The 20,378-nt window shown below is 48.0% G+C and carries 24 protein-coding genes; 22 read left to right on the top strand and 2 right to left on the bottom strand.

Features of this window, described 5'->3' with window-relative positions:
* Positions 1 to 222 precede the first annotated feature (222 nt).
* From MOZ60_RS08500 to MOZ60_RS08450, 11 genes are all read left to right on the top strand, one after another.
* Positions 223 to 1,299 carry a UDP-N-acetylglucosamine--N-acetylmuramyl-(pentapeptide) pyrophosphoryl-undecaprenol N-acetylglucosamine transferase gene (locus MOZ60_RS08500; RefSeq protein ID WP_370596346.1) on the top strand — a complete coding sequence of 359 codons (1,077 nt, stop codon included), beginning with the start codon at positions 223 to 225 and terminating at the stop codon, positions 1,297 to 1,299.
* Entirely contained in the window at positions 1,299 to 2,198 is a 900-nt protein-coding gene (murB, locus tag MOZ60_RS08495; RefSeq protein ID WP_370596345.1) for a UDP-N-acetylmuramate dehydrogenase, read from the top strand. Before MOZ60_RS08500 ends, murB begins: the two co-directional genes overlap by 1 nt.
* A complete protein-coding gene (locus MOZ60_RS08490; RefSeq protein ID WP_370596344.1) occupies positions 2,195 to 3,229 on the top strand; it encodes a cell division protein FtsQ/DivIB in 1,035 nt (344 codons plus the stop codon). The genes murB and MOZ60_RS08490 overlap by 4 nt, the downstream gene beginning before the upstream one ends.
* Positions 3,230 to 3,332: 103 nt before the next feature.
* A complete protein-coding gene (locus MOZ60_RS08485; protein WP_277010211.1) occupies positions 3,333 to 3,692 on the top strand; it encodes an Asp23/Gls24 family envelope stress response protein in 360 nt (119 codons plus the stop codon).
* Positions 3,693 to 3,705: 13 nt separating this feature from the next.
* On the top strand, positions 3,706 to 5,316 hold the full coding sequence (gene fakA, locus MOZ60_RS08480; RefSeq protein WP_370596343.1) for a fatty acid kinase ATP-binding subunit FakA: 1,611 nt from the start codon (positions 3,706 to 3,708) through the stop codon (positions 5,314 to 5,316).
* 91 nt (positions 5,317 to 5,407) lie between these two features.
* The gene (locus MOZ60_RS08475) at positions 5,408 to 5,947 is read left to right on the top strand and encodes a zinc ribbon domain-containing protein (RefSeq protein WP_370596342.1); all 540 of its coding nucleotides are present in this window, start codon (positions 5,408 to 5,410) and stop codon (positions 5,945 to 5,947) included.
* Positions 5,944 to 6,411, top strand: a complete 468-nt coding sequence (locus MOZ60_RS08470; protein WP_277634903.1) for a zinc-ribbon domain-containing protein — start codon at positions 5,944 to 5,946, stop codon at positions 6,409 to 6,411. Before MOZ60_RS08475 ends, MOZ60_RS08470 begins: the two co-directional genes overlap by 4 nt.
* Before the next feature lie 20 nt (positions 6,412 to 6,431).
* The gene (locus MOZ60_RS08465; protein ID WP_370596341.1) at positions 6,432 to 7,922 is read left to right on the top strand and encodes a glycoside hydrolase family 1 protein; all 1,491 of its coding nucleotides are present in this window, start codon (positions 6,432 to 6,434) and stop codon (positions 7,920 to 7,922) included.
* The gene (locus MOZ60_RS08460; RefSeq protein ID WP_370596340.1) at positions 7,922 to 9,010 is read left to right on the top strand and encodes a DUF871 domain-containing protein; all 1,089 of its coding nucleotides are present in this window, start codon (positions 7,922 to 7,924) and stop codon (positions 9,008 to 9,010) included. Before MOZ60_RS08465 ends, MOZ60_RS08460 begins: the two co-directional genes overlap by 1 nt.
* 200 nt (positions 9,011 to 9,210) lie before the next feature.
* Positions 9,211 to 9,612 (top strand): PASTA domain-containing protein, encoded by a 402-nt coding sequence (locus tag MOZ60_RS08455; RefSeq protein WP_370596339.1) that lies wholly within the window; start codon positions 9,211 to 9,213, stop codon positions 9,610 to 9,612.
* Positions 9,613 to 9,662: 50 nt separating this feature from the next.
* A complete protein-coding gene (locus MOZ60_RS08450) occupies positions 9,663 to 10,088 on the top strand; it encodes a hypothetical protein (RefSeq protein ID WP_370596338.1) in 426 nt (141 codons plus the stop codon).
* A 153-nt stretch (positions 10,089 to 10,241) separates the two neighbouring features.
* Here the strand turns inward: MOZ60_RS08450 and rpsD are convergent, their stop codons facing one another.
* Entirely contained in the window at positions 10,242 to 10,844 is a 603-nt protein-coding gene (gene rpsD / locus MOZ60_RS08445; protein ID WP_370596337.1) for a 30S ribosomal protein S4, read from the bottom strand.
* Between the two features lie 396 nt (positions 10,845 to 11,240).
* Here rpsD and MOZ60_RS08440 point away from each other — a divergent pair, with 396 nt between their 5' ends.
* The 10 genes from MOZ60_RS08440 to ruvB all read left to right on the top strand — a co-directional run bounded on the left by MOZ60_RS08440 (position 11,241) and on the right by ruvB (position 19,519).
* Complete coding sequence (locus MOZ60_RS08440; RefSeq protein ID WP_370596336.1) at positions 11,241 to 12,968, top strand: septation ring formation regulator EzrA; 1,728 nt, start codon at positions 11,241 to 11,243, stop codon at positions 12,966 to 12,968.
* The gene (locus tag MOZ60_RS08435; RefSeq protein WP_370596335.1) at positions 12,952 to 14,094 is read left to right on the top strand and encodes a cysteine desulfurase family protein; all 1,143 of its coding nucleotides are present in this window, start codon (positions 12,952 to 12,954) and stop codon (positions 14,092 to 14,094) included. The genes MOZ60_RS08440 and MOZ60_RS08435 overlap by 17 nt, the downstream gene beginning before the upstream one ends.
* On the top strand, positions 14,081 to 15,265 hold the full coding sequence (gene thiI / locus MOZ60_RS08430; protein ID WP_277655511.1) for a tRNA uracil 4-sulfurtransferase ThiI: 1,185 nt from the start codon (positions 14,081 to 14,083) through the stop codon (positions 15,263 to 15,265). The genes MOZ60_RS08435 and thiI overlap by 14 nt, the downstream gene beginning before the upstream one ends.
* A 14-nt stretch (positions 15,266 to 15,279) precedes the next feature.
* Positions 15,280 to 15,513, top strand: coding sequence for a hypothetical protein (locus MOZ60_RS08425; protein ID WP_370596334.1), 234 nt, complete (start codon positions 15,280 to 15,282; stop codon positions 15,511 to 15,513).
* 142 nt (positions 15,514 to 15,655) lie between these two features.
* Positions 15,656 to 15,967: a 50S ribosomal protein L21 gene (rplU, locus tag MOZ60_RS08420; RefSeq protein ID WP_277007061.1), complete on the top strand. Its 312-nt coding sequence runs from the start codon at positions 15,656 to 15,658 to the stop codon at positions 15,965 to 15,967.
* A 2-nt stretch (positions 15,968 to 15,969) separates the two neighbouring features.
* The gene (locus MOZ60_RS08415; protein WP_370596333.1) at positions 15,970 to 16,284 is read left to right on the top strand and encodes a ribosomal-processing cysteine protease Prp; all 315 of its coding nucleotides are present in this window, start codon (positions 15,970 to 15,972) and stop codon (positions 16,282 to 16,284) included.
* Positions 16,281 to 16,568, top strand: coding sequence for a 50S ribosomal protein L27 (rpmA, locus tag MOZ60_RS08410; protein ID WP_277007067.1), 288 nt, complete (start codon positions 16,281 to 16,283; stop codon positions 16,566 to 16,568). The genes MOZ60_RS08415 and rpmA overlap by 4 nt, the downstream gene beginning before the upstream one ends.
* A gap of 72 nt (positions 16,569 to 16,640) precedes the next feature.
* Positions 16,641 to 17,915 carry a GTPase ObgE gene (gene obgE / locus MOZ60_RS08405; RefSeq protein WP_277007070.1) on the top strand — a complete coding sequence of 425 codons (1,275 nt, stop codon included), beginning with the start codon at positions 16,641 to 16,643 and terminating at the stop codon, positions 17,913 to 17,915.
* Positions 17,912 to 18,508, top strand: a complete 597-nt coding sequence (gene ruvA, locus MOZ60_RS08400) for a Holliday junction branch migration protein RuvA (RefSeq protein ID WP_370596332.1) — start codon at positions 17,912 to 17,914, stop codon at positions 18,506 to 18,508. The genes obgE and ruvA overlap by 4 nt, the downstream gene beginning before the upstream one ends.
* Before the next feature lie 3 nt (positions 18,509 to 18,511).
* Positions 18,512 to 19,519: a Holliday junction branch migration DNA helicase RuvB gene (ruvB, locus tag MOZ60_RS08395; RefSeq protein ID WP_370596331.1), complete on the top strand. Its 1,008-nt coding sequence runs from the start codon at positions 18,512 to 18,514 to the stop codon at positions 19,517 to 19,519.
* Here the strand turns inward: ruvB and MOZ60_RS08390 are convergent.
* Positions 19,516 to 20,079, bottom strand: a complete 564-nt coding sequence (locus MOZ60_RS08390; RefSeq protein WP_370596330.1) for an SOS response-associated peptidase family protein — start codon at positions 20,077 to 20,079, stop codon at positions 19,516 to 19,518. The genes ruvB and MOZ60_RS08390 overlap by 4 nt on opposite strands.
* A gap of 30 nt (positions 20,080 to 20,109) precedes the next feature.
* Here MOZ60_RS08390 and MOZ60_RS08385 point away from each other — a divergent pair, with 30 nt between their 5' ends.
* Positions 20,110 to 20,361: a hypothetical protein gene (locus MOZ60_RS08385; RefSeq protein ID WP_277634912.1), complete on the top strand. Its 252-nt coding sequence runs from the start codon at positions 20,110 to 20,112 to the stop codon at positions 20,359 to 20,361.
* The last annotated feature ends 17 nt before the right edge of the window (positions 20,362 to 20,378 follow it).

Raw genomic sequence — 20,378 nt, 5'->3', positions numbered from 1 at the left:
CATGGATATTATGCATATTTTTCACATGAATAAATCGGCTTTTGGTTTGCACTGATAGATATACAGCGAAAATATGTGCAAGCGCAAAAAAATGAGCTGTAACAGCTTATTCAACTGTTACAGCCCCCTTTTTATGTACATCGTGGAAAGAAGTGAGGAGCCAATTGCCCTTTTGTCATGGATATGCCTGTGATAAAATCAACTGGTATCGGAGGATTTTCGATGAAAGTGTTGATTGCTGCCGGAGGTACCGGCGGTCATATATATCCAGCCCTTGCTCTGGCTGAAATCTTAAAAGAGCAGGATCCGGCATGTCAGATTGTGTTCTGGGGATCCAGCAACCGCATGGAAAGCAGACTGATTCCCGAAAAAGGATACCGGTTCTACGGCGCCAGCATGTCCGGTATGAGCAGCGGCATCAAAGCCAAGGTAAAATCTGCGGTCTCACTGCTGAAGGCAAAGAGCCTGGCCCGTTCTGTCATCAAAAAAGAAAAGCCGGATATTGTTGCGGCGTTTGGCAACTATATCAGCGTACCGATTGTTCAGGCAGCCAATGCCTGCCGTATTCCGGTGATGCTGCATGAACAGAATTCCTTCATGGGCAAAGCCAACCGTTTCCTGGCAAAAAAGGCAGATGCCATTGCGATCTGCTACCAGGCTAACAAGGAACAGGTGCCTTCCTGTGCTGACAAGATGCGGCTGACTGGCAACCCGGAGGCCCAGCTTGCTGCCAAAACGGTCTGTACAAAAGAAGATCTTGTACAGGTTGGCCTGAACCCGGATCTTCCTTTTGTTGTCTTCATGATGGGATCCCTTGGCTCTGAATCTGTATCAAAGGTGATTGATGAAGCCTGCGCTAAGTTTGATTCAGATTATCAGGTGCTGATTGCAGCTGGCAAAGCCAACGATTATGTTTACCAGACAAAGTCTGATGATCATATCCACATCGTGCCTTATATTGATGGCAAGAAGATGCTGAAAGCATGCCGTCTGGCTGTGGTCAGGGCAGGAGCTACCACCATGGCAGAACTCAGTGCCATTGGGACGCCTGCCATTCTGATCCCAAGTCCGAATGTGCCAAATAACCATCAGGTATTCAATGCCATGGAACTGGTGAAACAGGATGCGGCAGTGATGCTGGAAGAGAAGGACCTTTCCGCAGAGAAACTTGCGGATATGGTCAATGGTCTGATGAAAGATGCTGCCCGTCTTGATACGATGGCCGCCAATGCAAAAATGGAGGGTCATGTAGATGCGGCAGATCAGATGATTGCCTGGATGAAGGAGTTGGTACATTGATGGATACACTGAAAGAAACATTGAAGGAACTGGCCGAAGTGGAGTGCGGCAGGTCACTGCGTGAGCTGACGACACTGCGCATCGGCGGTCATGCACGCTTTGTTGTCTATCCGCATAATATTGTCTCTCTGGATGGTGTCATGCGGGTGCTGGCCCGCAATGGCGTGCGCTATAAAATGATTGGTAAAGGAAGTGATCTGCTGTGCAGCGACCGTGACTATGACGGCGCTGTAATCAAGCTTGACCGCTTCTTTGATGATACCTATTACGATGGAAATGTTCTGACGGCACAGGCAGGCTGCTCCATCATTGCCTGCTCTGTAGAAGCAATGAAACGCGGTCTGTCCGGACTGGAGTTTGCCTCTGGCATTCCCGGCACTGTCGGCGGTGCGGTCTTTATGAATGCGGGTGCCTATCGTTCTTCGATTTGTGATGTCCTGCAGGAAGTACTGGTCATGCGCGATGGACACTTTGAATGGCTTAGTGCTGCCCAGTGTGCGTTCAGCTATCGTTCTTCCATCTTCCAGAAACATCCTGACTGGATTATTCTGGCTGCCAGATTTGCCCTGACACCGCGTGACAAAGATGAAATTGCAGCCCTGATGGACAACCGACGCACCCGCAGAGTGCAGTCGCAGCCACTGAACAAGCCAAGCTGCGGATCCGTATTCCGCAATCCGGAAAACGGCAATGCATGGGCATTGATCGATGGCATCGGCTACCGCGGCCATGCCTGCGGCGGGGCCCAGGTATCTGAGAAACACTGCAACTTTATCATCAACAATGGCAATGCCTCTGCCGAGGATTATCTGCAGCTCGTTACGGAAATTCAGCAGAAAGTAAAAGAAAAGTATGGTGTTGATCTGCAGACAGAAGTGGAGAAATTTAACTGGGAATGAGTGAGAATCTTGGCGATAAAGATCTTGAATCGCTTGGCTATGAACATGTGCAGAAAATCCTGAACCACCAGCGCATCAAACAGGATACGCAGCGTTTCCGCAAGGATCAGCCACGGCTGCTGCGGGCAGCGATCGTCTGTGCATTTGCTGTGATTCTTGGCATCTATGCCTTACTGCCTGCCTCAAAGATTGCAGCAGTTCAGGTAACCGGCAATTCTGTACTGCCATCCAGTTATATTGAAGAGCTTGGCGGCCTGAGCACAAAGAAGCTGTTCTATACAAGCATTCCTTCGCTGATTTCCTATAAGGTACGCCAGAACCCGATTGTCAGTGACTGCAAGGTTTCTCTGCTGTCTGGCAATGTTGTCAAAGTAGCAGTGACAGAGAAGAAAGTACTTGGCTATCGCTATACTGATTCCGCACAGGTTGTTCTGGAAGACGGCAGCACAGCACCGCTGCTCAGCCAGTATCTTGATCTGATTGCCAATGTACCGCTGATTATCGGCTTTGACGCTGATGAGGATACGCAGAAACTGGCCCAGGCAATGGCTGATGTCAAGCCGGAAATCATCAGCCAGATGGCAGAAATCGATAAATACAGTCTGTCATACGATGCCAGCACAGTCCGTGTGCTGATGCGCACCGGCGGCTATTTCTATGCATCTTATGACAGCTTTTACAAAGTGAATTATTACTTTGATGTCTATGCCAACATGTCAGACCGCTCTTTATGTGTGGTTGGCACCGACTGGGGAAGCATTGTCAATACACAGGTATGCCCATGGAATCAGACAAGTGATGATTACTGGACTGACAGCAATGGCAATGTGATCACAAACAGCTCCGGAGACAAAGCGATCAAGCATTATTATACGGATGAAAACGGCAATGATGCCCTGGATGCCAATGGCAACAAGATCCCGATTCCAATTGATGAAAACGGTGATGAAGTTGTGGATGGCGATTTCCTGGCTCACTATGCCGACGGCGAATACAGTACCGGCACATATGTTTCGTCCGATAGCAATTAAGCAATTGGTCCAATCTGTCTTTGCAGGCAGGACATTTGGTGAGCATTGTAAAATAGTTGGGATATTGTTAAAATATCCCATGATTGAAGGAGAAAAACCCTTTATGACTGTAGAAAAACAGACGAATTATGGCAATATCTCTGTCTCGGAAGAGGCAGTTGCTTCACTGGCCGGCGGCATGATTACAGAATGCTATGGCGTGGTGGGCATGGCCAGCAGACAGCTGCTGCGCGATGGCTGGGCAGAACTTCTGAAAAATGAAAACTATGCTAAAGGTGTTGTTGTGCGCAAGACTGAGAGCGGCCTGGAAATTGATTTGTATATTATTGTGAGCTTCGGTGTCAAGATCTCAGAAGCTGTCAGAGAAGCACAGAAGAAGGTCAAATATGGCCTGGAAAAGACACTGTCTGTCAATATTGCGGCAGTCAATGTGTTTGTGCAGGGTGTGCGCGTAGTAGGCTGATGAGGGACAAACGATGAATACTGTAAACGGTAAGATTTTCAAAGAGATGCTGGCCAGCGGCTGCAGCAATCTGAGCAATCAGAAGAAAGAGGTGGATGCACGCAATGTGTTCCCGGTACCGGATGGCGATACCGGCACAAACATGTCGCTGACATTTACCAATGGCATGGCCGAAGTGAATAAATCCGGCAGTGATTTACTTCCGGTTGTGGCAAAGTCACTGAGCAGAGGCCTGCTGATGGGAGCACGTGGAAACTCCGGTGTTATTCTGTCTCAGATTTTCCGCGGCTTCTACAAGTCAGTCAAAGATAAAAACGAAGTCAGTGTTGCTGAATTTGCCGATGCGATGTGCAATGGTTCTGCCATGGCATATAAAGCCGTCATGAGACCGGTGGAAGGCACAATCCTGACGGTTGTCAGAGAGAGTACCGATAAGGCAAAGGCTTATGTGGACAGTCACAGCGAGTGTTCATTGGAAGAATACATCGATATTTTGTGCAAGGAAGCCAAGGTATCTCTGGACCATACACCGGAACTGCTGCCGGTATTGAAAGAAGCACATGTCGTAGACTCCGGCGGATCCGGTCTGGTTGTCATCTTTGAAGGCTTCCGTGCTGATCTTGAAGGTGCACCGATCAGGGAATTGTCTGAGGCAGAGATTCTGGAAGAAGAAAAGAATGAAAAAGCTTCAGGATATGCAACGGAGTTTATTCTGCAGCTGAGTGATCAGAACAAAGCATTCTTCCGCCGGGAAGACTTCCGTCGTCAGATGGAACAGATGGGCAACCATATTACGCTGATCGTGGATGATAATCTTGTCAAGGTGCATATCAATACGATGACACCTGGTGCCGTATTGTCTCTTGGTGAGCGCTATGGTGAGTTCACCCGCATTCAGATTGAAAACTTCAAGCAGCCGCAGTCTCCTTCTATTCTGGATGAAAAGGAGGACGACAGCACGCCTGAAAAGGAATACGGCATCATTGCCGTAGCTGCCGGAGAAGGTCTTGCCAAGCTGTTTAAAGAATACCGCACGGATGTGGTTGTATCCGGCGGTCAGACCATGAATCCAAGCACGGAAGATTTCTGCAGCGCCATTGCCAGAATTCATGCAAAGCATATCTTTGTTCTGCCGAACAATTCCAATATCATCATGGCTGCCAGACAGGCGGCGGATGTGACGTCTGACAAGGATATCATTGTTCTGGAGACAAAGAGTGTACCGCAGGGTCTGAGTGCATGCATCAGCTTCAATCCTGATGAGACGGTGGATGCCAATAAGCAGGCCATGGAAGAGGCTATTGCCAATGTCAAGACTGGTCAGGTTACCTATGCCATCAAGGATACAACCATGAATGGCCAGACAATCCATGCCGGTGATTACATGGGCATCTTTGACAAAGAGATCAAGGTCACTGTCAAAGACAAAGTTGCGGCTGCCCAGCAGCTGGTCGACCTGCTGTGTGATGAGGACAGTGAGATCGTCACGCTGATCAAGGGTGAAGATGCCAGCGAGCAGGAATGCAAGGAAGTCGCTGATTATATCAGCGGCCACTATGATGTCGATGTGGATGTGGAAGACGGCGGCCAGCCGGTTTACTGCTTCATCATTGGTGTTGAATAAATTTCATATTGTGGATGAATGTAACAGGTTTCATGCATTTGGTGCAGGACCTGTTTTTTTCTGCTAGAATGTCAGACAGAGGAAAGAAGAGATGCTCTGTCCATATTGCGGCAAACCCGTTGATGATCATGATACATTCTGCACCTGGTGCGGGCACCGTCTGCCTGTTGTACAGAAAAAATTCAGACAATTTGGCATTCTTGCCATTGTAGCAGTACTGCTTGTTACGGCATTGTTTTTCTATTTCAGCACCAGCGGGCCGATGCCCAAAGGCACCTGGGTTCTGTATGATGGCAAAGGAAATATTCTGGCAGAACTGACCCTGACTTCTGCAGGCACTTATCAGCTGCAGGACCATCAGGATTACAGCAGCTATGCCAGCGGCACAGTGCCCGAAATTATTTTGTCCCATGACTATCAGGTCACAAGTGATGGGCTGCAGTGGCCGGATACATCTAATGGCAAGGTATATCGGACAGAACAGGCGCATACATACCGTCTGAAGAATCTCTTTGGCGGGCTGTTTACCAAAGTGGAAGATGGAACCGTGTTTGTGGCTGGCGATGAGGTGTATTTGAGCAGTGGTGAAGGCAGTGATGAAAAGATCTACAGGTTGGTGAAGCCATCATGAAACAGATGAAAGTATGTCCGCACTGTCATCAGCCCGTCAGCGCTGGCAGCCGCTATTGTATGCACTGCGGTGCTGATCTGTCTGTCCAGCAGGCTGCCGCAAAGAAAAAACAGATGTCCGTATGGGCTGCGATTGTCATTGCCGGCGCATTGATGCTGGTGATTGGCTTTTGCGTATCACGGATGCCAAGGAAAGCTGCCATTTCCGGTACGTTTACCGATACAAATGCGCAGGTGACACTGGTGATCAATGCAGACCATACACTGTCATATACAGTGGACAGTGATACATATTCCGGCTCATGGTCAAAAGAATCAGAAGAAGATGTTTATGCGTCAGATGCAGAAGATGGAAGTGGAAACACGGTTCATCTGACTCTGGCAATGGAAGATAACAGGATCATATTGTTTGTCAGTGAAGATCACTGGACAGCACAGCGCTATGTGCTGGTGAAAAGTTCGTAGAAAGAGAGGATATGTACTGTATGAGTTTTCCAAAGTCTTTTTTGTGGGGAGGCGCAGTTGCTGCCAATCAGTTGGAAGGTGCCTGGCTGACAGATGGCAAGAAGCCTGACATCACGGATGTCATGGTTGGTATCTCCAGCCGTGATCCCGGCCTGAAATGGAATGAAGAAACCGGCAAGTGGGAAATGAGCCTGGATCCAGGCAAAGTTTACCTGTCCCATGAAGGCATTGATTTCTATCACCGCTATCATGAAGACCTCAGACTGATGGCAGATATGGGTTTCAAGTGTTTCCGTACGTCCATTGCCTGGAGCAGAATCTTCCCCAATGGTGATGAAGAAAAGCCTAACCAGGCCGGCATCGATTTCTATAATGACCTGATTGATACAATCAAAGGCTATGGCATGGAACCAGTCATCACGATGAGCCATTATGAAACACCTCTGTATCTGTTAACAGAATACGGCGGATGGACCAATGAAAAGCTGATCGGCTTCTGGCATAACTATGCAGAGACATTGTTCACAGCTTTCAAAGGCAAAGTCAAATACTGGCTGACCTTCAATGAGGTCAATGCAATGCTGCGCAATCCGCTGGTTGCCGGCGGCATCCTTGATCTGCATCCTGCCGACAAGAATGATCCATGCGGCTCTATTACGGAACAGGATAAGTGGGATGCCTATTACAACATTCTGGTTGCCAATGCCGATACGGTAAAACTGGCTCATGAGATTGATCCTGACTGCGAGGTTGGCTGCATGCTGACATGCTCTGGTACGGCAGTATATCCATATGACTGCAGACCGGAAAACGTTTTTGGTGCTTATCAGACACAGCAGATGGGCGTCTTCTACTTTGGCGATCCATTCTGCCTCGGCATCATTCCAGGTTATGTCAAACGCATCTGGCGTGAGAAAGGACTGACACCAAAGAACCTCAGCACAGAAGGAGAAAAGCTCATCCATGACTATCCGGTAGATTTCTTCTCCTTCAGCTATTACCGTTCTTCTACATATGACATTGGTGCAAAGAATGGTCTGGATACCGGCGGTATTACCGGCAGAACCAATCCGTATCTGAAGGAATGCTCGCCAAAGCCATGGGCATGGCCGGTAGATCCACTGGGACTGCGCTATACGATGAATGTTCTGTATGACCGCTACCATAAGCCGCTGTTTATTGTCGAAAATGGCATCGGCCTGGATGAGCAGCTGAATGCAGATCATACCGTTGATGATCCATTCCGGGTTCACTATCTGAAAGAACATGTGGTGCAGGTCAATGAAGCCATTGAAGATGGCGTTGACTGCATGGGCTACCTCTGGTGGGGACCGATTGATCTTGTCTCTGCAGGTACTGGTGAAATGAAGAAGCGCTATGGCTTCATCTATGTTGACCGCAACAATGACGGTACCGGCACGCTTGCCAGATATAAGAAGAAGTCGTTCGATGCCTATAAAGAAATTATTGAAAGCAATGGTGAAAGTGTACTGAAGGAGGAAAATCAGTAATGAAACAGCTTGGTATTTCCGTATATCCGGAACATACAACCAATGAAGAGACGTATGCCTATATCCGCAAGGCAGGTAAGCTTGGCTTTAAACGTGTATTTACATGTTTTCTGAGCGTCAAGGAAAACAAAGATGAAGTGGTTGCCAATTTCTCAAAGCTTTGTGCTGTGGCACATGAGGCAGGCATGATCATTTCTGCTGATACAAACCCAGAAGTGTTCAAGCGGCTTGGCGCAACTCCGTATGATCTGTCTGTGTTCCATCAGATTGGACTTGATATCATCCGTCTTGACGGACACTTTGGCGAAGTGGAGGATATTGCCATCACACACAATCCATATGGCATCAAGATTGAATATAACGCATCCGGTACTGTCGATATCGACAACCTGATCAAGTGCGGTGCCGACAAGGAGAACATGTGCATGTGCTCCAACTTCTTCCCGCAGCGCCATACCGGCATGGGTCTGGCAAGATATATCGAGCTGACATCTGCATATAATAAAACCGGTCTGCGTATTGCCAGTTTTGTTTCTTCCCAGCAGAAGAATACCTTTGGCCCATGGCCTGTCTATGACGGACTGCCAACCCTGGAAATGGATCGTGATCTGCCGATTGATCTGCAGGTCCGCCACCTCAATGCCATCAATCTCTGCCAGGATATTCTGGTTGGCAACTGCTATGCTTCGGATGAGGAACTCAAGGCTATGGCCGATACCGATCTGACCAAGATCAATATGCGCATTGACTGGGACAAAGGGGCAACCGAAACAGAAAAGAAGATCACTCTGTGGGACAAGCATCAGTCACGTGATGACTGCAACGATCTGATTATCCGCTCCTCCTGGCCGCGGATTGAATTTGCTGGTCAGTCCATCCCGTTCAGAAAGAGAGCAGATAAGATGGCACATAGAGGCGATGTAGTCATTGTTAACGATAACCTGGAACATTACCGTGGTGAAATCTGGATTGTCCTCAAAGATCTTGAACTTTCCGATGAATACAATCTGGTCGGCAGAATTCCTGAACAGGAACAGATCCTGCTTGACTGGATCAAGCCGCGCTTCGGATTTGGCTTTATTGGCTGAAATCACAAACAAATGATCAGACTGCAGCCCATTATACAGGCTGCAGTTTTTTTGGATGAACAAACTTTCCACCACCTGTGAGTCAGGACGTATGATGTCATCGGGACAGAGGTATTTGACGATCAGACTGGCCTCGGTTTCGGTTTAATGGGAATACCTTTGCAGGCAGTTTGAAAACAGGGTGAGGGGGGGATCACAAGATGTCTTTTACAGTAAAACCAGGCCTGAAAATTGTTCTGGCTGCTGTGATTACAGCTGGGGCTGGAACAGCAGCCTATGCCGTTTATGCAGTGAATGCGGATCATCAGACAGTCACAGTGCCGGATTTCAGCGGGAAGGCACAGCGTATCGTTGAAATCTGGGCAAAGAAAAACAATCTGACAGATCAGATCAAGTTTGAAGAAGAATACAGCGATGATGTGCTGACAGATTGTGTCATCAGCCAGTCAGCAAGAAAGCTGTCATCCAATGGCACACTGACCTTTACGCTTTCACAGGAACCGGATCCGGATCAGGAAGTACAGCTTCTTGATTTCTCAGGTCAGGAAAGAATAAGGATGAAAACGAAGCATGGTTCGCGAGCAACGATTTTTCCAAGGTAACATACACATATACTGACAGTCAGGATCTTGACGATGATGTATTTTTCAGCATGGATCCATCTGCTGGCACAAAGATCAAACGCTCTGCAGTTGTTACGGTGACGCTGGCAAAGCACGCGGAAAGCACTGCTTCACCTGAAACGGAAGAGGACAACAGCAGCTCGCAGACGGCGGATACTGCACAGTACAATACAAATAACAGTTATTCAAATCATTCACGGTCCGGCGCTGGCAGACGTTACGATAATGATTCTGATGCATCCGATACTGATGATGATGGTTCCGGCCAGAGCAGGAATACGCAGGATGATACTGATGATCATGGCAGCAATGATAACCAAACACCTGCTGCACCGGAAACACCTGAACCTGTACCAACGATTGTGCCGGAACCAACGCCGGCACAGCCATCTCAACTGCCTGAGCCGACAACAGATTCGCAGGCTCAGGTATCTGGCGAGTCAGCGGTGCAATAAGCCATGGCAGGCTGATTTACAATTCATGTTGTTTGAAAGGACAAGTCATGCTTAAACAGCATCTTGTCTTTTTTCTGTCTTTGTAAGTTTCTGATCTTTCTGTAAAGCATGAAAAAAGCCGCTCTGCAAGCGGCTTTCATGAATCCGGTGAAATTACCTGTTGTAGTATTCAACGATCAGGGACTCGTTGACTTCCTGGTTCAGTTCAGAACGCTCAGGAACTCTGACGAATGTTCCCTTCAGGTTGTCCTTGTCGACTTCAACAAATGCAGGCTTAGCAATGTTGGATTCGAGGGACTCGCTGATGCACTTCATATTCTTGGCGTTGTCACGAACAGAGACAACATCACCAGGGAATACCTGTGCAGAAGGGATATCTACCTTCTTGCCATTGACGGCAATGTGGCCGTGGTTGACAAGCTGTCTGGCAGCCTTTCTTGTTCTGGCAAAACCCATGCGGTAGACAACATTATCCAGTCTGCTCTCCAGCAGAATAAGGAAGTTGACACCAGCCATGCCATCCATACGGGATGCCTTTTCGAACAGGTTAACGAACTGACGCTCGTTCAGACCATACATGTTGCGGACTCTCTGCTTCTCACGCAGCTGAGTACCATAGTTGCTCAGCTTGATACGCTTTGTCGGGCCATGCTGGCCAGGTGCATAAGTTCTCTTCTTGAGTTCTTCGCCGGTTTCGAGAACGGAGAAGCTCAGACGTCTGGACTTCTTCCATACCGGACCTGTGTAACGTGCCATGTTTTTGTTTCCTCCTATAATAATGGCTGAGAAACAACAACAGGTGCAGATCATCTTCTGGCGGGTGTTGCAACAGGGCTGTTCACCGTTTGCAGCCGGCTACTGGGAGCGCATCCCAACGGGATGTTCGCAACGCCTGGACCATGACTCTGCATGCTGCTATCATTAGTCGCTGGTCTATGATATCATTATAGCCTTTCACAAGTCAATGAAATCATGCAGTTTCCCGTGTATTTATCGCGATTTTTGTTGTGTTGATATGCATCATGCCGTAAACTTGAACAATCATATTCTTCGATGTTGACCATAACGATTCACAGTCACACACAAAAAGTGCGAGGATTTATGATAGAATAAATAAGCTTTGAGAAGTGATCAAAATGGGAGGAAGGCACAATGAATCAGGTTCTGAACATTTTAAGCGATTTACGCGTACTTGCAGCCATAGCCGTGGTTGTTTTGATATTACTGATCTGGATGGTCATTACACGTGTTCGTACCAAGAGCTACCAGAAGGACCTCAAGGGGTATCAGGACCGTTATGATGAGCTCAAGAATTTTCCGCTGCAGTTCAAGATGAACAAGGCAAATACAATTGGGCGTATCGATGAAGAAACAACCAGAAAAGTCAAGGAAGCACAGGAAGTCTTTGACAAGTATGAAGAAAATGTCGCTGCTGCGGCGGAGCATCTTTCCGATGCGGATGACGCCATTTCTGTTGGCAAGCTGAAGAAAGCGGATGGTCTTCTGGATCAGCTGGATGAAGAGCTGACTGCTGCCAAGACCGGTGCCACAACCCTGAATGATATGCTGGATCTGATTCTTGCCAAGGAAACAACCCAGAGGCAGCTTGTCACTTCTTACAAGAACCGTTTCCGCGCCCTCAAGAGTGAAGCACAGGAACACAGTGCGGAGCTTTCCTACTGCTGGCAGTACCTGGAAGAGAAGATCAGTTCTACAGAACAGATGTTCTCAACATTCGAAGAATGGATGTTCTCCTCTGACTTTGAAAAAGCAAATCAGGAACTTGTGAATATCAAGAATTCCCTGGATGAGATTCAGACCAATGTAGAACAGATGCCATCACTTCTGACAGATGCCCGCGGTGTGATTCCCAACATGGCAGAGAATCTGCATAAGGATTATGCCCGTGAGCGCAACCGGGGCGTATACCTTAAACATATTGAGATTGAGAATAATCTCAGTACACTGACGGTTGCCCTGAAGGATGATCTCAAGAATCTCAAGAGCGGCCATGTTGATGGCGTACGTGCCCATCTGGATGATTACAAGCAGCGAATTCAGCAATTAGATGATGCTGTTAATAAAGAAGGCAAAGCTTTTGATGAACTAAATACACTGGCGCAAGATACCGAGACACAGTTTGCCCAGGTAGAGAAGACATTCCAGTATGTGACAGATCATTATGATCATACCAATGTCCGCTTTGGCCTGGAGGGCATGGATCATGATCTGATCAAGCGCAAAGAAGAATTCCAGCGCCTGCAGGCAGAGCGGCCGCGGATCATGGAGAGCGTCAAGAACCATATGATTCCAAGTACAACTGTTTTGGTTGCATTGAAGGAATTGAATGATGGCATTCATGAAATCAGTGATTCACTTGGCAAGATGCGCACCAAGATTGAAGCAGCATCCGGTGATGAGGAGCGTGCCCGCAAACAGCTTGTTAAACTGCAGATCATCATGAACCAGATTCAGGTGAAGATCCGCAAGTATAAACTTCCTAATATCTCTCGTCAGTATGACAGTGATATGAAGAAGGCAGAAAGCTATATTGATCATCTGAAGCAGATGATGGCCCAGGTGCCGCTGAATATCCAGACAGTGAACAGTGCCCTGCAGGAAGCACTTGACTTTATCTATAAGCTTTACAATGATGTCAACAATGTTGTAGGCACAGTTGTCATGGTTGAAAATACGATTGTCTTTGGCAATCGCTACCGCTCCACCTATGCTGACATTGATTCTGAACTGACCCGGGCGGAGCTTGCTTTCCGCAATGGTGAATATACGCAGGCTCTGACCATGGCAATTGCCACGATTGAAAAGATTCATCCGGGCAACTATGAACACATGATCAAGGAGAATGCAAAAGGTGCATAGAGTATATTTTGACAGTGCGAGCACAACAAATGTGAATCCAGACGTTCTTAGCACATACGAATCTCTGCTTGCACAGGATTACTGTAACAGCGAGTCATTGTATGATGAAGGAATTGTCATTCATCATAAGATGGAAAAAGCCCGGGCAGCAGCTGCCGGGCTTTTGGGCGTCAAAAGTGATGAGATCATTTTCACGTCCGGTTCTTCCGAGGCGAACAGCAGCGCGATCAAGGGTGTTACGCTTGCCCAGAAGGGAAAGAACCATATTGTCACTTCCTGCGTCGAGCATTCTTCGATTCTGAATGCATGCCGGCAGATGGAACGCCTGTTTCATACCAGAGTCGACTATCTGCCTGTTGGTGCGGATGGCCGTGTCAGTGTAGATGATGTCAAAAAGGCAGTGGATGAGGATACTGCGATTGTTTCCATCATGTATGTCAACAACGAGTCCGGTGCCATCAATCCGATTCCTGAGATTGCGGATTATGTCCGCCATCATACCCATGCCTATATGCATGTGGATCTGACCCAGGCAGTCGGAAAGGTAGATCTTGATCTGAGCAATATCGATCTGGCATCCATCAGTGCCCATAAGCTTGAAGGTCTTAAAGGCAGCGGCATTCTGGTCAAGAAGGGCTATGTTCCCTTTGAACCGCTGATCAATGGCGGTGAACAGGAATTTGGCATCCGCGGCGGTACCGCAAATGCAGTGGCAGATATGGTTTTTGCCAAGACACTGCGTCTGGCACTGGAAAATGGCCGCAGATATCATGCATATATCAAGGGTATGCATGATCAGCTCATTGCTGGTCTGAAACAGATTCCTGGCATTGAGATCAACAGCCCTGAGGATGGCGTTGTTTCTACAATCAATTTCTCATATGAAGACATTCCCAGTGAAGTGATGCAGAATGCACTGAATCAAAAGGGCTTTATGGTCAGTGCCCGCAGTACATGCGATTCACGCAGTGACAATCCAAGCTATGTGCTGCTTGCCATGGGTTATTCCCGCCGCAGAGCCAGCAGCTGTATCCGGGTATCTTTATCACGGCATAACACACCGGAAGAGATCGATGCATTTCTTTCTGCATTAAAGGAGATTACGAAACAGTATGGTAAAGTATGATACCGTTTTGATTCGCTATGGCGAACTCAGTACCAAAGGCAAGAATCGGAAAGATTTTATCCGTCGGTTGGACCGCAATATCCGCTACATGCTCAGAGACTTCAAGGATCTGCAGTATAAGCGCACCTATGACCGCATCTATATCAAACTGCAGGATGAAGATCCTGAGGAGATTGCGGAGCGTCTCAAGAAAGTATTCGGCATTTCTTCTTTCTCTTTCACAGAACGTGTAGACAGCGATATTGATGCCATTACAGCCCGCTGTCTGGAGATTGCAAAGGAAACGGACAAAAAGACATTCAAGATGCTGACAAAGCGTCATGACAAGACATTTCCGATGGTCTCTGATGCCGTCAACCGCCACATTGCAGGTGTGATTCTTGACAATACGGATCTGCAGGTGGATGTTCATAATCCCCAACTGCTGATCCGGGTGGAAATCCATGAGAATGATACGTATATCACCAGTGACAAGATTCCCGGTGCCGGCGGTTATCCGGCAGGCATCAATGGCAAGGTACTTCTGCTGCTGTCCGGCGGCATTGATTCACCGGTGGCAGCTTATGAGCTGATGAAGAGAGGCATTGAAGTAGAGGCAGTGCACTTTGCTTCACCGCCATATACAAGTCAGGCAGCCCGTGACAAAGTTGCTGAACTGGCAAGACTTGTTTCCATTTATCAGGGCCGCATGAAGATTCACTATCTTAATTTTACGGATATCCAGCTTGCTATTTATAAAGCAGCAGGGGATCCGTATGCTGTCACATTGATGAGAAGAATGATGTTCCGTCTGGCTGAGATGGTGGCGAAGCAGAATAACTGCCTTGCCCTTGGCACAGGGGAAAGTGTAGGACAGGTTGCATCCCAGACATTGTCTTCCATGGCTGTCATCAATGACGTGATCCGCATTCCGGTGCTGCGGCCGCTTGTCTGCTTTGACAAGGTTGAGATCATTGATCTTGCCCGCCGGATCGGCACGTATGAAACATCCATTCTTCCTTATGAAGACTGCTGCACCATCTTTGATCCCAAGAATCCGGTAACCAATCCAACCATTCATAAGTCTGAATATTATGAATCTAAGTTTGACTGGCAGACGATGCTGGAAAAGTGTGTCGCAGCAGAAGAAACCGTTACCGTCAGACCAGAAACCAAGGATGATTTCCTTTAATCGCAGGAGTAATTATGGCAAAGAGTGAATTGGGCCAGCAACTGATTGATCTGGCCAGAAACAGCAAGGATATAAGTGATCAGGAATTTGTGGATGCACTGAATCCAATGATTGTCAAAGTGGAACTGGATGAGTCTTACAAGACAGACCGCAAACTGAAGATCTTTGACATGTTTACACGCATCTCGAACTGTGATGCCAGGGAACGTGTGAAGTATGCTAAGAAGATTGCCAGACTGCTGAAATAATGCAGATTGACATCGCATTTGTTTATGCTAGAATATCTCCGTTATCAGCCCTCTTGATGAGGTCTGTAACCGCTCAGAACAGGGTTAAGACAATATGTCCCCTTAATGGCGCGTCTTATGATAAGTGTCAGGAGGTGTAGAAATGTACGCAGTTATCGAAACAGGCGGAAAACAGCTCAAGGTTGAAGCTGGCCAGTCTATCTTCGTTGAGAAGCTCAATGTAGAAGCTGGTGAGGAAGTAGTATTTGACAAGGTTTGCCTTCTCAGCAATGAAGGCACCAAGATTGGTACTCCTTATGTTGAGGGTGCCAAGGTAACCTGCAAGGTTGAGAAGCAGGGCAAGGACAAGAAGGTCCGCGTATTCAAGTATAAGGCGAAGAAGGGGTCTACCCGTGCCCGTCAGGGTCATCGTCAGCCGTATACAAAGCTTACAGTTGTATCAATTGAAGGCTGATCATGATTCGTATCACCGCAGCTGAAAAGGATGAAAAGATCTGTGATCTGCGCATCACGGGCCATGCAGGTTCTGATGTATATGGGAAAGATCTTGTCTGTGCAGCTGTGAGCGCAATTGGATTTGGCCTGCTGAATGCAGTGGATCAGCTTGTACCTGGCAGTGAATGTCAGGTGACAGATAACTGTATTTCGATTCATATTTCCAGGCCGGATTCTCTGAGTGAACCGGTAATGCGTACCGGTCTCATTCAGCTGCTGACCGTTGCAGAAACGGAAAAGCAATTTGTTAAAGTAAAAATGGAGGCAAAACCATGAAGTTCACATTAGATATTCAGTTCTTCGCCAGTAAAAAAGGTGTATCTTCCACAAAGAACGGCCGTGACTCTGCTGGCAGACGTCTTGGTGCCAAGAAGGCAGACGGTGAGTTTGCCAACTGCGGTTCTATTATTTACCGTCAGAGAGGCACACGGATCATGCCGGGCAAGAATGTAAAGCGTGCCGGTGATGATACACTGTTTGCGACAGCATCTGGTATCGTCAAGTATGAGCGCCTTGGCAAGGATAAGAAACAGGTTTCTGTTTATCCGCAGGAAGCTTAAACTGAAGAATGAATCCAACGCTCCTGACTGCTGTCAGGAGCATTTTATTAATTAGGAAAGAGGAGGTGCCGCATGATTGATTATATTAAGCTGCACGTGAAAGCAGGCGATGGCGGCAGAGGCTGTGTTGCCTGGCGCAGAGAGAAGTTCTATCCCAATGGCGGTCCTTTCGGCGGTGACGGCGGCAAGGGCGGCGACATCTATTTCTGTGTCGACACAAATGAAACAACTCTGACAAAGCTGCGCTATACCAAAACCATTAAAGCAGGCAACGGAGCACCTGGTCTGATTAAGAAAATGCATGGAAAAAGCGGAGATGACATTGTTGTCCCGGTTCCTCCTGGAACTATGATCCGCAATGCTGCCAACAATGATCTGCTTGCAGATCTGACCCAGCCTGGACAGAAAGTCCTGATTGCCCATGGCGGTAAGGGAGGACTTGGCAACTGGCATTTTGCAACAGCCAGAAATGATGCACCGGAATATGCCCAGCCTGGTGAAATCGGACAGAGCCTGGATCTGCAGCTGGAACTCAGGCTGCTGGCAGACTGCGGTCTTGTCGGTTTTCCATCCGTTGGCAAATCCACATTCCTGTCCATCGTGACCAATGCAAAACCTGCCATTGCACCCTATCAGTTCACAACTCTGGAACCAAATATCGGTGTAGTAGATCTGCCGGATGGCCGCAGCTTTGTATTAGCTGACATGCCCGGACTGATTGAAGGAGCAGCGGAAGGCAAAGGCCTCGGTGATGAATTTTTACGTCATATCCGCCGCTGCCGTGTTCTGATCCATCTGGTTGATATGTCAGGACAGCAGGGAGATCCCGTGGAATGCTATCAGGTCATCAACCATGAACTGGCCAGCTATGGACATGATCTGGCCGAAAAGCCGCAGATTGTTGTTGCCGGCAAGATGGATGATGAGTATGCACCGGTTTATCTGGAAGAATTCAAGAAAGCATATCCGGACCTGCATGTGTTTGAAATGAGTGCCCTGCAGCATAAGGGTGTCAATGAAGTGCTTTATGCAGCCATGGATGCCATTGACCAGGCAAAGAAGGCGGAGGCAGAAAATCCTGAACCGCAGGAAGAAACGGTTGTGTATCAGTATCAGCCCAAGCGTCCTGATTTCTACATTACCAAACAGGGACCGCACCGCTATAAGGTGGAATCTGAAAAGATTGACCGCATGGCTGAGACTATTGACTTCGATGATGAAAATGAATCTTATCAGTTTGCCCTGAAGCTCAATCAGATGGGCGTTGATAAAGCTTTGTATCAGGCTGGTGCCAGAGATGGCGATCAGGTCATTGTCGGCCGCTATATCATGGGGTATAAGGAATGATTGCGTTCATCAACGGAACCATTGATGCCATTTCTGCTGACAGTATCACAGTTGACCATGCTGGCATGGGCTGGGAAATCTATTATCCGCATGTTTCAGATGTGCATGCGGGGGAGCAGATCAAAGTCTATACCTATCTGCATATCAGTGAAAATGACATGCGGCTGTTTGGTTTCTCTTCACAGGATGAAAAGCAGCTGTTTCTCCGCCTGATTTCTGTCAAGGGACTGGGTCCTAAGACGGCCATGAATATCCTGTCACGTGACAAGTATGAAAAGATTATTGCCGCTATTGAGGCAGGTGATGTCAAATATCTCAAGTCCATGCCAGGGATCGGGCCTAAGGCAGCCAGTCAGATCGTTCTGGATCTCAAAGGCAAGCTTGTCCAGGTTGCCCAAAAGAACAATGCCTCTGCGGCAGAAGAATTGCCAAAGGAAATGGCGGAAGCGGCGGAAGGCCTGAAGAATTTCGGCTATCGGCCCAATGAAATCGAAAAAGCTGTTAACATCATGAAGAAGAGTCCGGGTCTGCGCACGGAAGACTATCTCAAGATCGGTCTGCGCGCCCTGATGAATAATCGTCTGGGAGGATAAGCCATGAGGGATGAAAATGATCTGCTGAGTGCCATGCCGGAGAAGGGTGATGATGAGGAAAATATTCGCCCGCAGACGCTGGATGAATATGTAGGTCAGGATGATCTGAAAAGCAATCTGCGCATCTTCATACAGGCAGCCCTGCAGCGGCATGAATCTCTTGATCATGTTCTGCTGTACGGTCCGCCGGGACTTGGCAAAACAACTCTGGCCTACATCCTTGCCAATGAGATGCATACCCATGTCCGCACGGTTTCCGGGCCAAGCATCGATAAGCCCGGGGATCTGGCTGCGGTGCTTTCCGTTCTTGAACCAGGCGATATTCTCTTCATTGATGAAATTCATCGTCTGCCAAAGATCGTTGAGGAAGTCCTGTATCCTGCTATGGAAGACTTCTGCATCGATGTCATGGTTGGCAAAGATACGGAGGCAAGATCCATCCGCCTCGATCTGCCGCCGTTTACACTTGTTGGTGCAACAACCAGAGCCGGTGATCTGTCTGCACCTTTGCGGGACCGCTTTGGCATCGTCTCCAAGCTGAATTACTACACGCAGGATCAGCTGGAAAGCATCGTGAAAAGAACGGCAAGAGTTTTGAATACTGAAATCGATGAAGAAGCAGCCATCGAGATTGCCAAGCGCTCCAGAGGCACACCGCGTATTGCCAACCGCCTGCTGCGGCGCATCCGTGATTTTGCCCAGGTACTCAATGATGGCCGCATCACAAAGGAAATTGCGGATGAATCACTCAACCGTCTCCATGTGGATGCACTTGGCCTGGATGAAGTGGATATCCGATATCTGCGCGGGATCATTGAACGCTTTGACGGCGGTCCGGTCGGCCTTGAGTCACTGGCGAATTCGATCTCAGAAGAGGCGACTACTCTGGAAGATGTCTATGAGCCATATCTGATCCAGATTGGCTTTGTCAACCGCACCAGCAGGGGCCGGGTCGCAACCGAAAAGGCATACGAACATCTGAAGATCAGTCATAATGACCGGCTGTTCTAAGCAGCGATCTGAATGATTCTGTCCTGTAGAGAAATTTGCGACAGAGGCATGGTGATATCTTTACACCATGCCTTTGCTTTTTCCTGATCCAGCATGATCGGCTGGCGGTCATGAATCTCTTTCTGTGCATTCCGGGCATCTTCTGTCAGAATGACAAAATGCAGGCCGTCTGCTTCCTGATGGCATATGCCGGCCAGATACACCGGATCTGTTTTACTGGTGAAATAGTATTTACGCCTGGGTTGTTTGGACCATTCATAATAGCCGCTGCACTGTATGGCACAGGGGCAGGAATCCGCAAAGAAAGGGGAATATAAAAAAGTCTCTGAACGGGCATTGATGACCATGCCATTGCCCCGCGTATAACCCCATTTCATGATACAGGAACCAAACCGCTGCGCTTTCTGGTCAAAGGCACCAATCAGAACTTTCTGCCCTGGAAACACTTCAAAAAGAGACAGCTGTTCAAATTCTGCCGGCGGCATTTTCTGCCTGGCCATTTCAATCAGATGGCGGATTGAGATGGATTTGTTATCGTAAAACTGGTATCTTCCACACATAGCATCATTGTACCATGTTACAATGAGGGCATGAAACAGCCAAAGCCAAGCAGAGAACTGGCCAGAACCAGGCGCCGCTATTTCTTCTCAATGATGATCACGTGCATCATCATTTTTGCTATTGGCGTATTGATCATTACGGCATTTGACGTCCTGTTTGGATTAAATCCATGGCTGCGGCTTGCCCTGTACATCCTGAATTTCATCGCTGCCGATATCATCACCCGGAAAATGGGCAATACCGGCTTCCTGCGCCGCTTTATCGATGCAATTCACCGCTGAATTTTCAGCCGTGTTAT

The organism is Grylomicrobium aquisgranense, from assembly GCF_033971865.1.
Classification (GTDB): Bacteria; Bacillota_I; Bacilli_A; order Erysipelotrichales; family Erysipelotrichaceae; genus Bulleidia; species Bulleidia massiliensis.
The sequence above is the reverse complement of the archived record's forward strand: the minus strand, read 5'-3'. Positions and strand labels throughout refer to the sequence as shown.

Excerpts from the sequence above, each read along its gene's own strand:
- MOZ60_RS08500 (WP_370596346.1), top strand. The coding sequence starts at position 223 with ATGAAAGTGTTGATTGCTGCCGGAGGTACCGGCGGTCATATATATCCA.
- murB (WP_370596345.1), top strand. The coding sequence starts at position 1,299 with ATGGATACACTGAAAGAAACATTGAAGGAACTGGCCGAAGTGGAGTGC.
- MOZ60_RS08490 (WP_370596344.1), top strand. The coding sequence starts at position 2,195 with ATGAGTGAGAATCTTGGCGATAAAGATCTTGAATCGCTTGGCTATGAA.
- MOZ60_RS08485 (WP_277010211.1), top strand. The coding sequence starts at position 3,333 with ATGACTGTAGAAAAACAGACGAATTATGGCAATATCTCTGTCTCGGAA.
- fakA (WP_370596343.1), top strand. The coding sequence starts at position 3,706 with ATGAATACTGTAAACGGTAAGATTTTCAAAGAGATGCTGGCCAGCGGC.
- MOZ60_RS08475 (WP_370596342.1), top strand. The coding sequence starts at position 5,408 with ATGCTCTGTCCATATTGCGGCAAACCCGTTGATGATCATGATACATTC.
- MOZ60_RS08470 (WP_277634903.1), top strand. The coding sequence starts at position 5,944 with ATGAAACAGATGAAAGTATGTCCGCACTGTCATCAGCCCGTCAGCGCT.
- MOZ60_RS08465 (WP_370596341.1), top strand. The coding sequence starts at position 6,432 with ATGAGTTTTCCAAAGTCTTTTTTGTGGGGAGGCGCAGTTGCTGCCAAT.
- MOZ60_RS08460 (WP_370596340.1), top strand. The coding sequence starts at position 7,922 with ATGAAACAGCTTGGTATTTCCGTATATCCGGAACATACAACCAATGAA.
- MOZ60_RS08455 (WP_370596339.1), top strand. The coding sequence starts at position 9,211 with ATGTCTTTTACAGTAAAACCAGGCCTGAAAATTGTTCTGGCTGCTGTG.
- MOZ60_RS08450 (WP_370596338.1), top strand. The coding sequence starts at position 9,663 with ATGGATCCATCTGCTGGCACAAAGATCAAACGCTCTGCAGTTGTTACG.
- rpsD (WP_370596337.1), bottom strand. The coding sequence starts at position 10,844 with ATGGCACGTTACACAGGTCCGGTATGGAAGAAGTCCAGACGTCTGAGC.
- MOZ60_RS08440 (WP_370596336.1), top strand. The coding sequence starts at position 11,241 with ATGAATCAGGTTCTGAACATTTTAAGCGATTTACGCGTACTTGCAGCC.
- MOZ60_RS08435 (WP_370596335.1), top strand. The coding sequence starts at position 12,952 with ATGCAAAAGGTGCATAGAGTATATTTTGACAGTGCGAGCACAACAAAT.
- thiI (WP_277655511.1), top strand. The coding sequence starts at position 14,081 with ATGGTAAAGTATGATACCGTTTTGATTCGCTATGGCGAACTCAGTACC.
- MOZ60_RS08425 (WP_370596334.1), top strand. The coding sequence starts at position 15,280 with ATGGCAAAGAGTGAATTGGGCCAGCAACTGATTGATCTGGCCAGAAAC.
- rplU (WP_277007061.1), top strand. The coding sequence starts at position 15,656 with ATGTACGCAGTTATCGAAACAGGCGGAAAACAGCTCAAGGTTGAAGCT.
- MOZ60_RS08415 (WP_370596333.1), top strand. The coding sequence starts at position 15,970 with ATGATTCGTATCACCGCAGCTGAAAAGGATGAAAAGATCTGTGATCTG.
- rpmA (WP_277007067.1), top strand. The coding sequence starts at position 16,281 with ATGAAGTTCACATTAGATATTCAGTTCTTCGCCAGTAAAAAAGGTGTA.
- obgE (WP_277007070.1), top strand. The coding sequence starts at position 16,641 with ATGATTGATTATATTAAGCTGCACGTGAAAGCAGGCGATGGCGGCAGA.
- ruvA (WP_370596332.1), top strand. The coding sequence starts at position 17,912 with ATGATTGCGTTCATCAACGGAACCATTGATGCCATTTCTGCTGACAGT.
- ruvB (WP_370596331.1), top strand. The coding sequence starts at position 18,512 with ATGAGGGATGAAAATGATCTGCTGAGTGCCATGCCGGAGAAGGGTGAT.
- MOZ60_RS08390 (WP_370596330.1), bottom strand. The coding sequence starts at position 20,079 with ATGTGTGGAAGATACCAGTTTTACGATAACAAATCCATCTCAATCCGC.
- MOZ60_RS08385 (WP_277634912.1), top strand. The coding sequence starts at position 20,110 with ATGAAACAGCCAAAGCCAAGCAGAGAACTGGCCAGAACCAGGCGCCGC.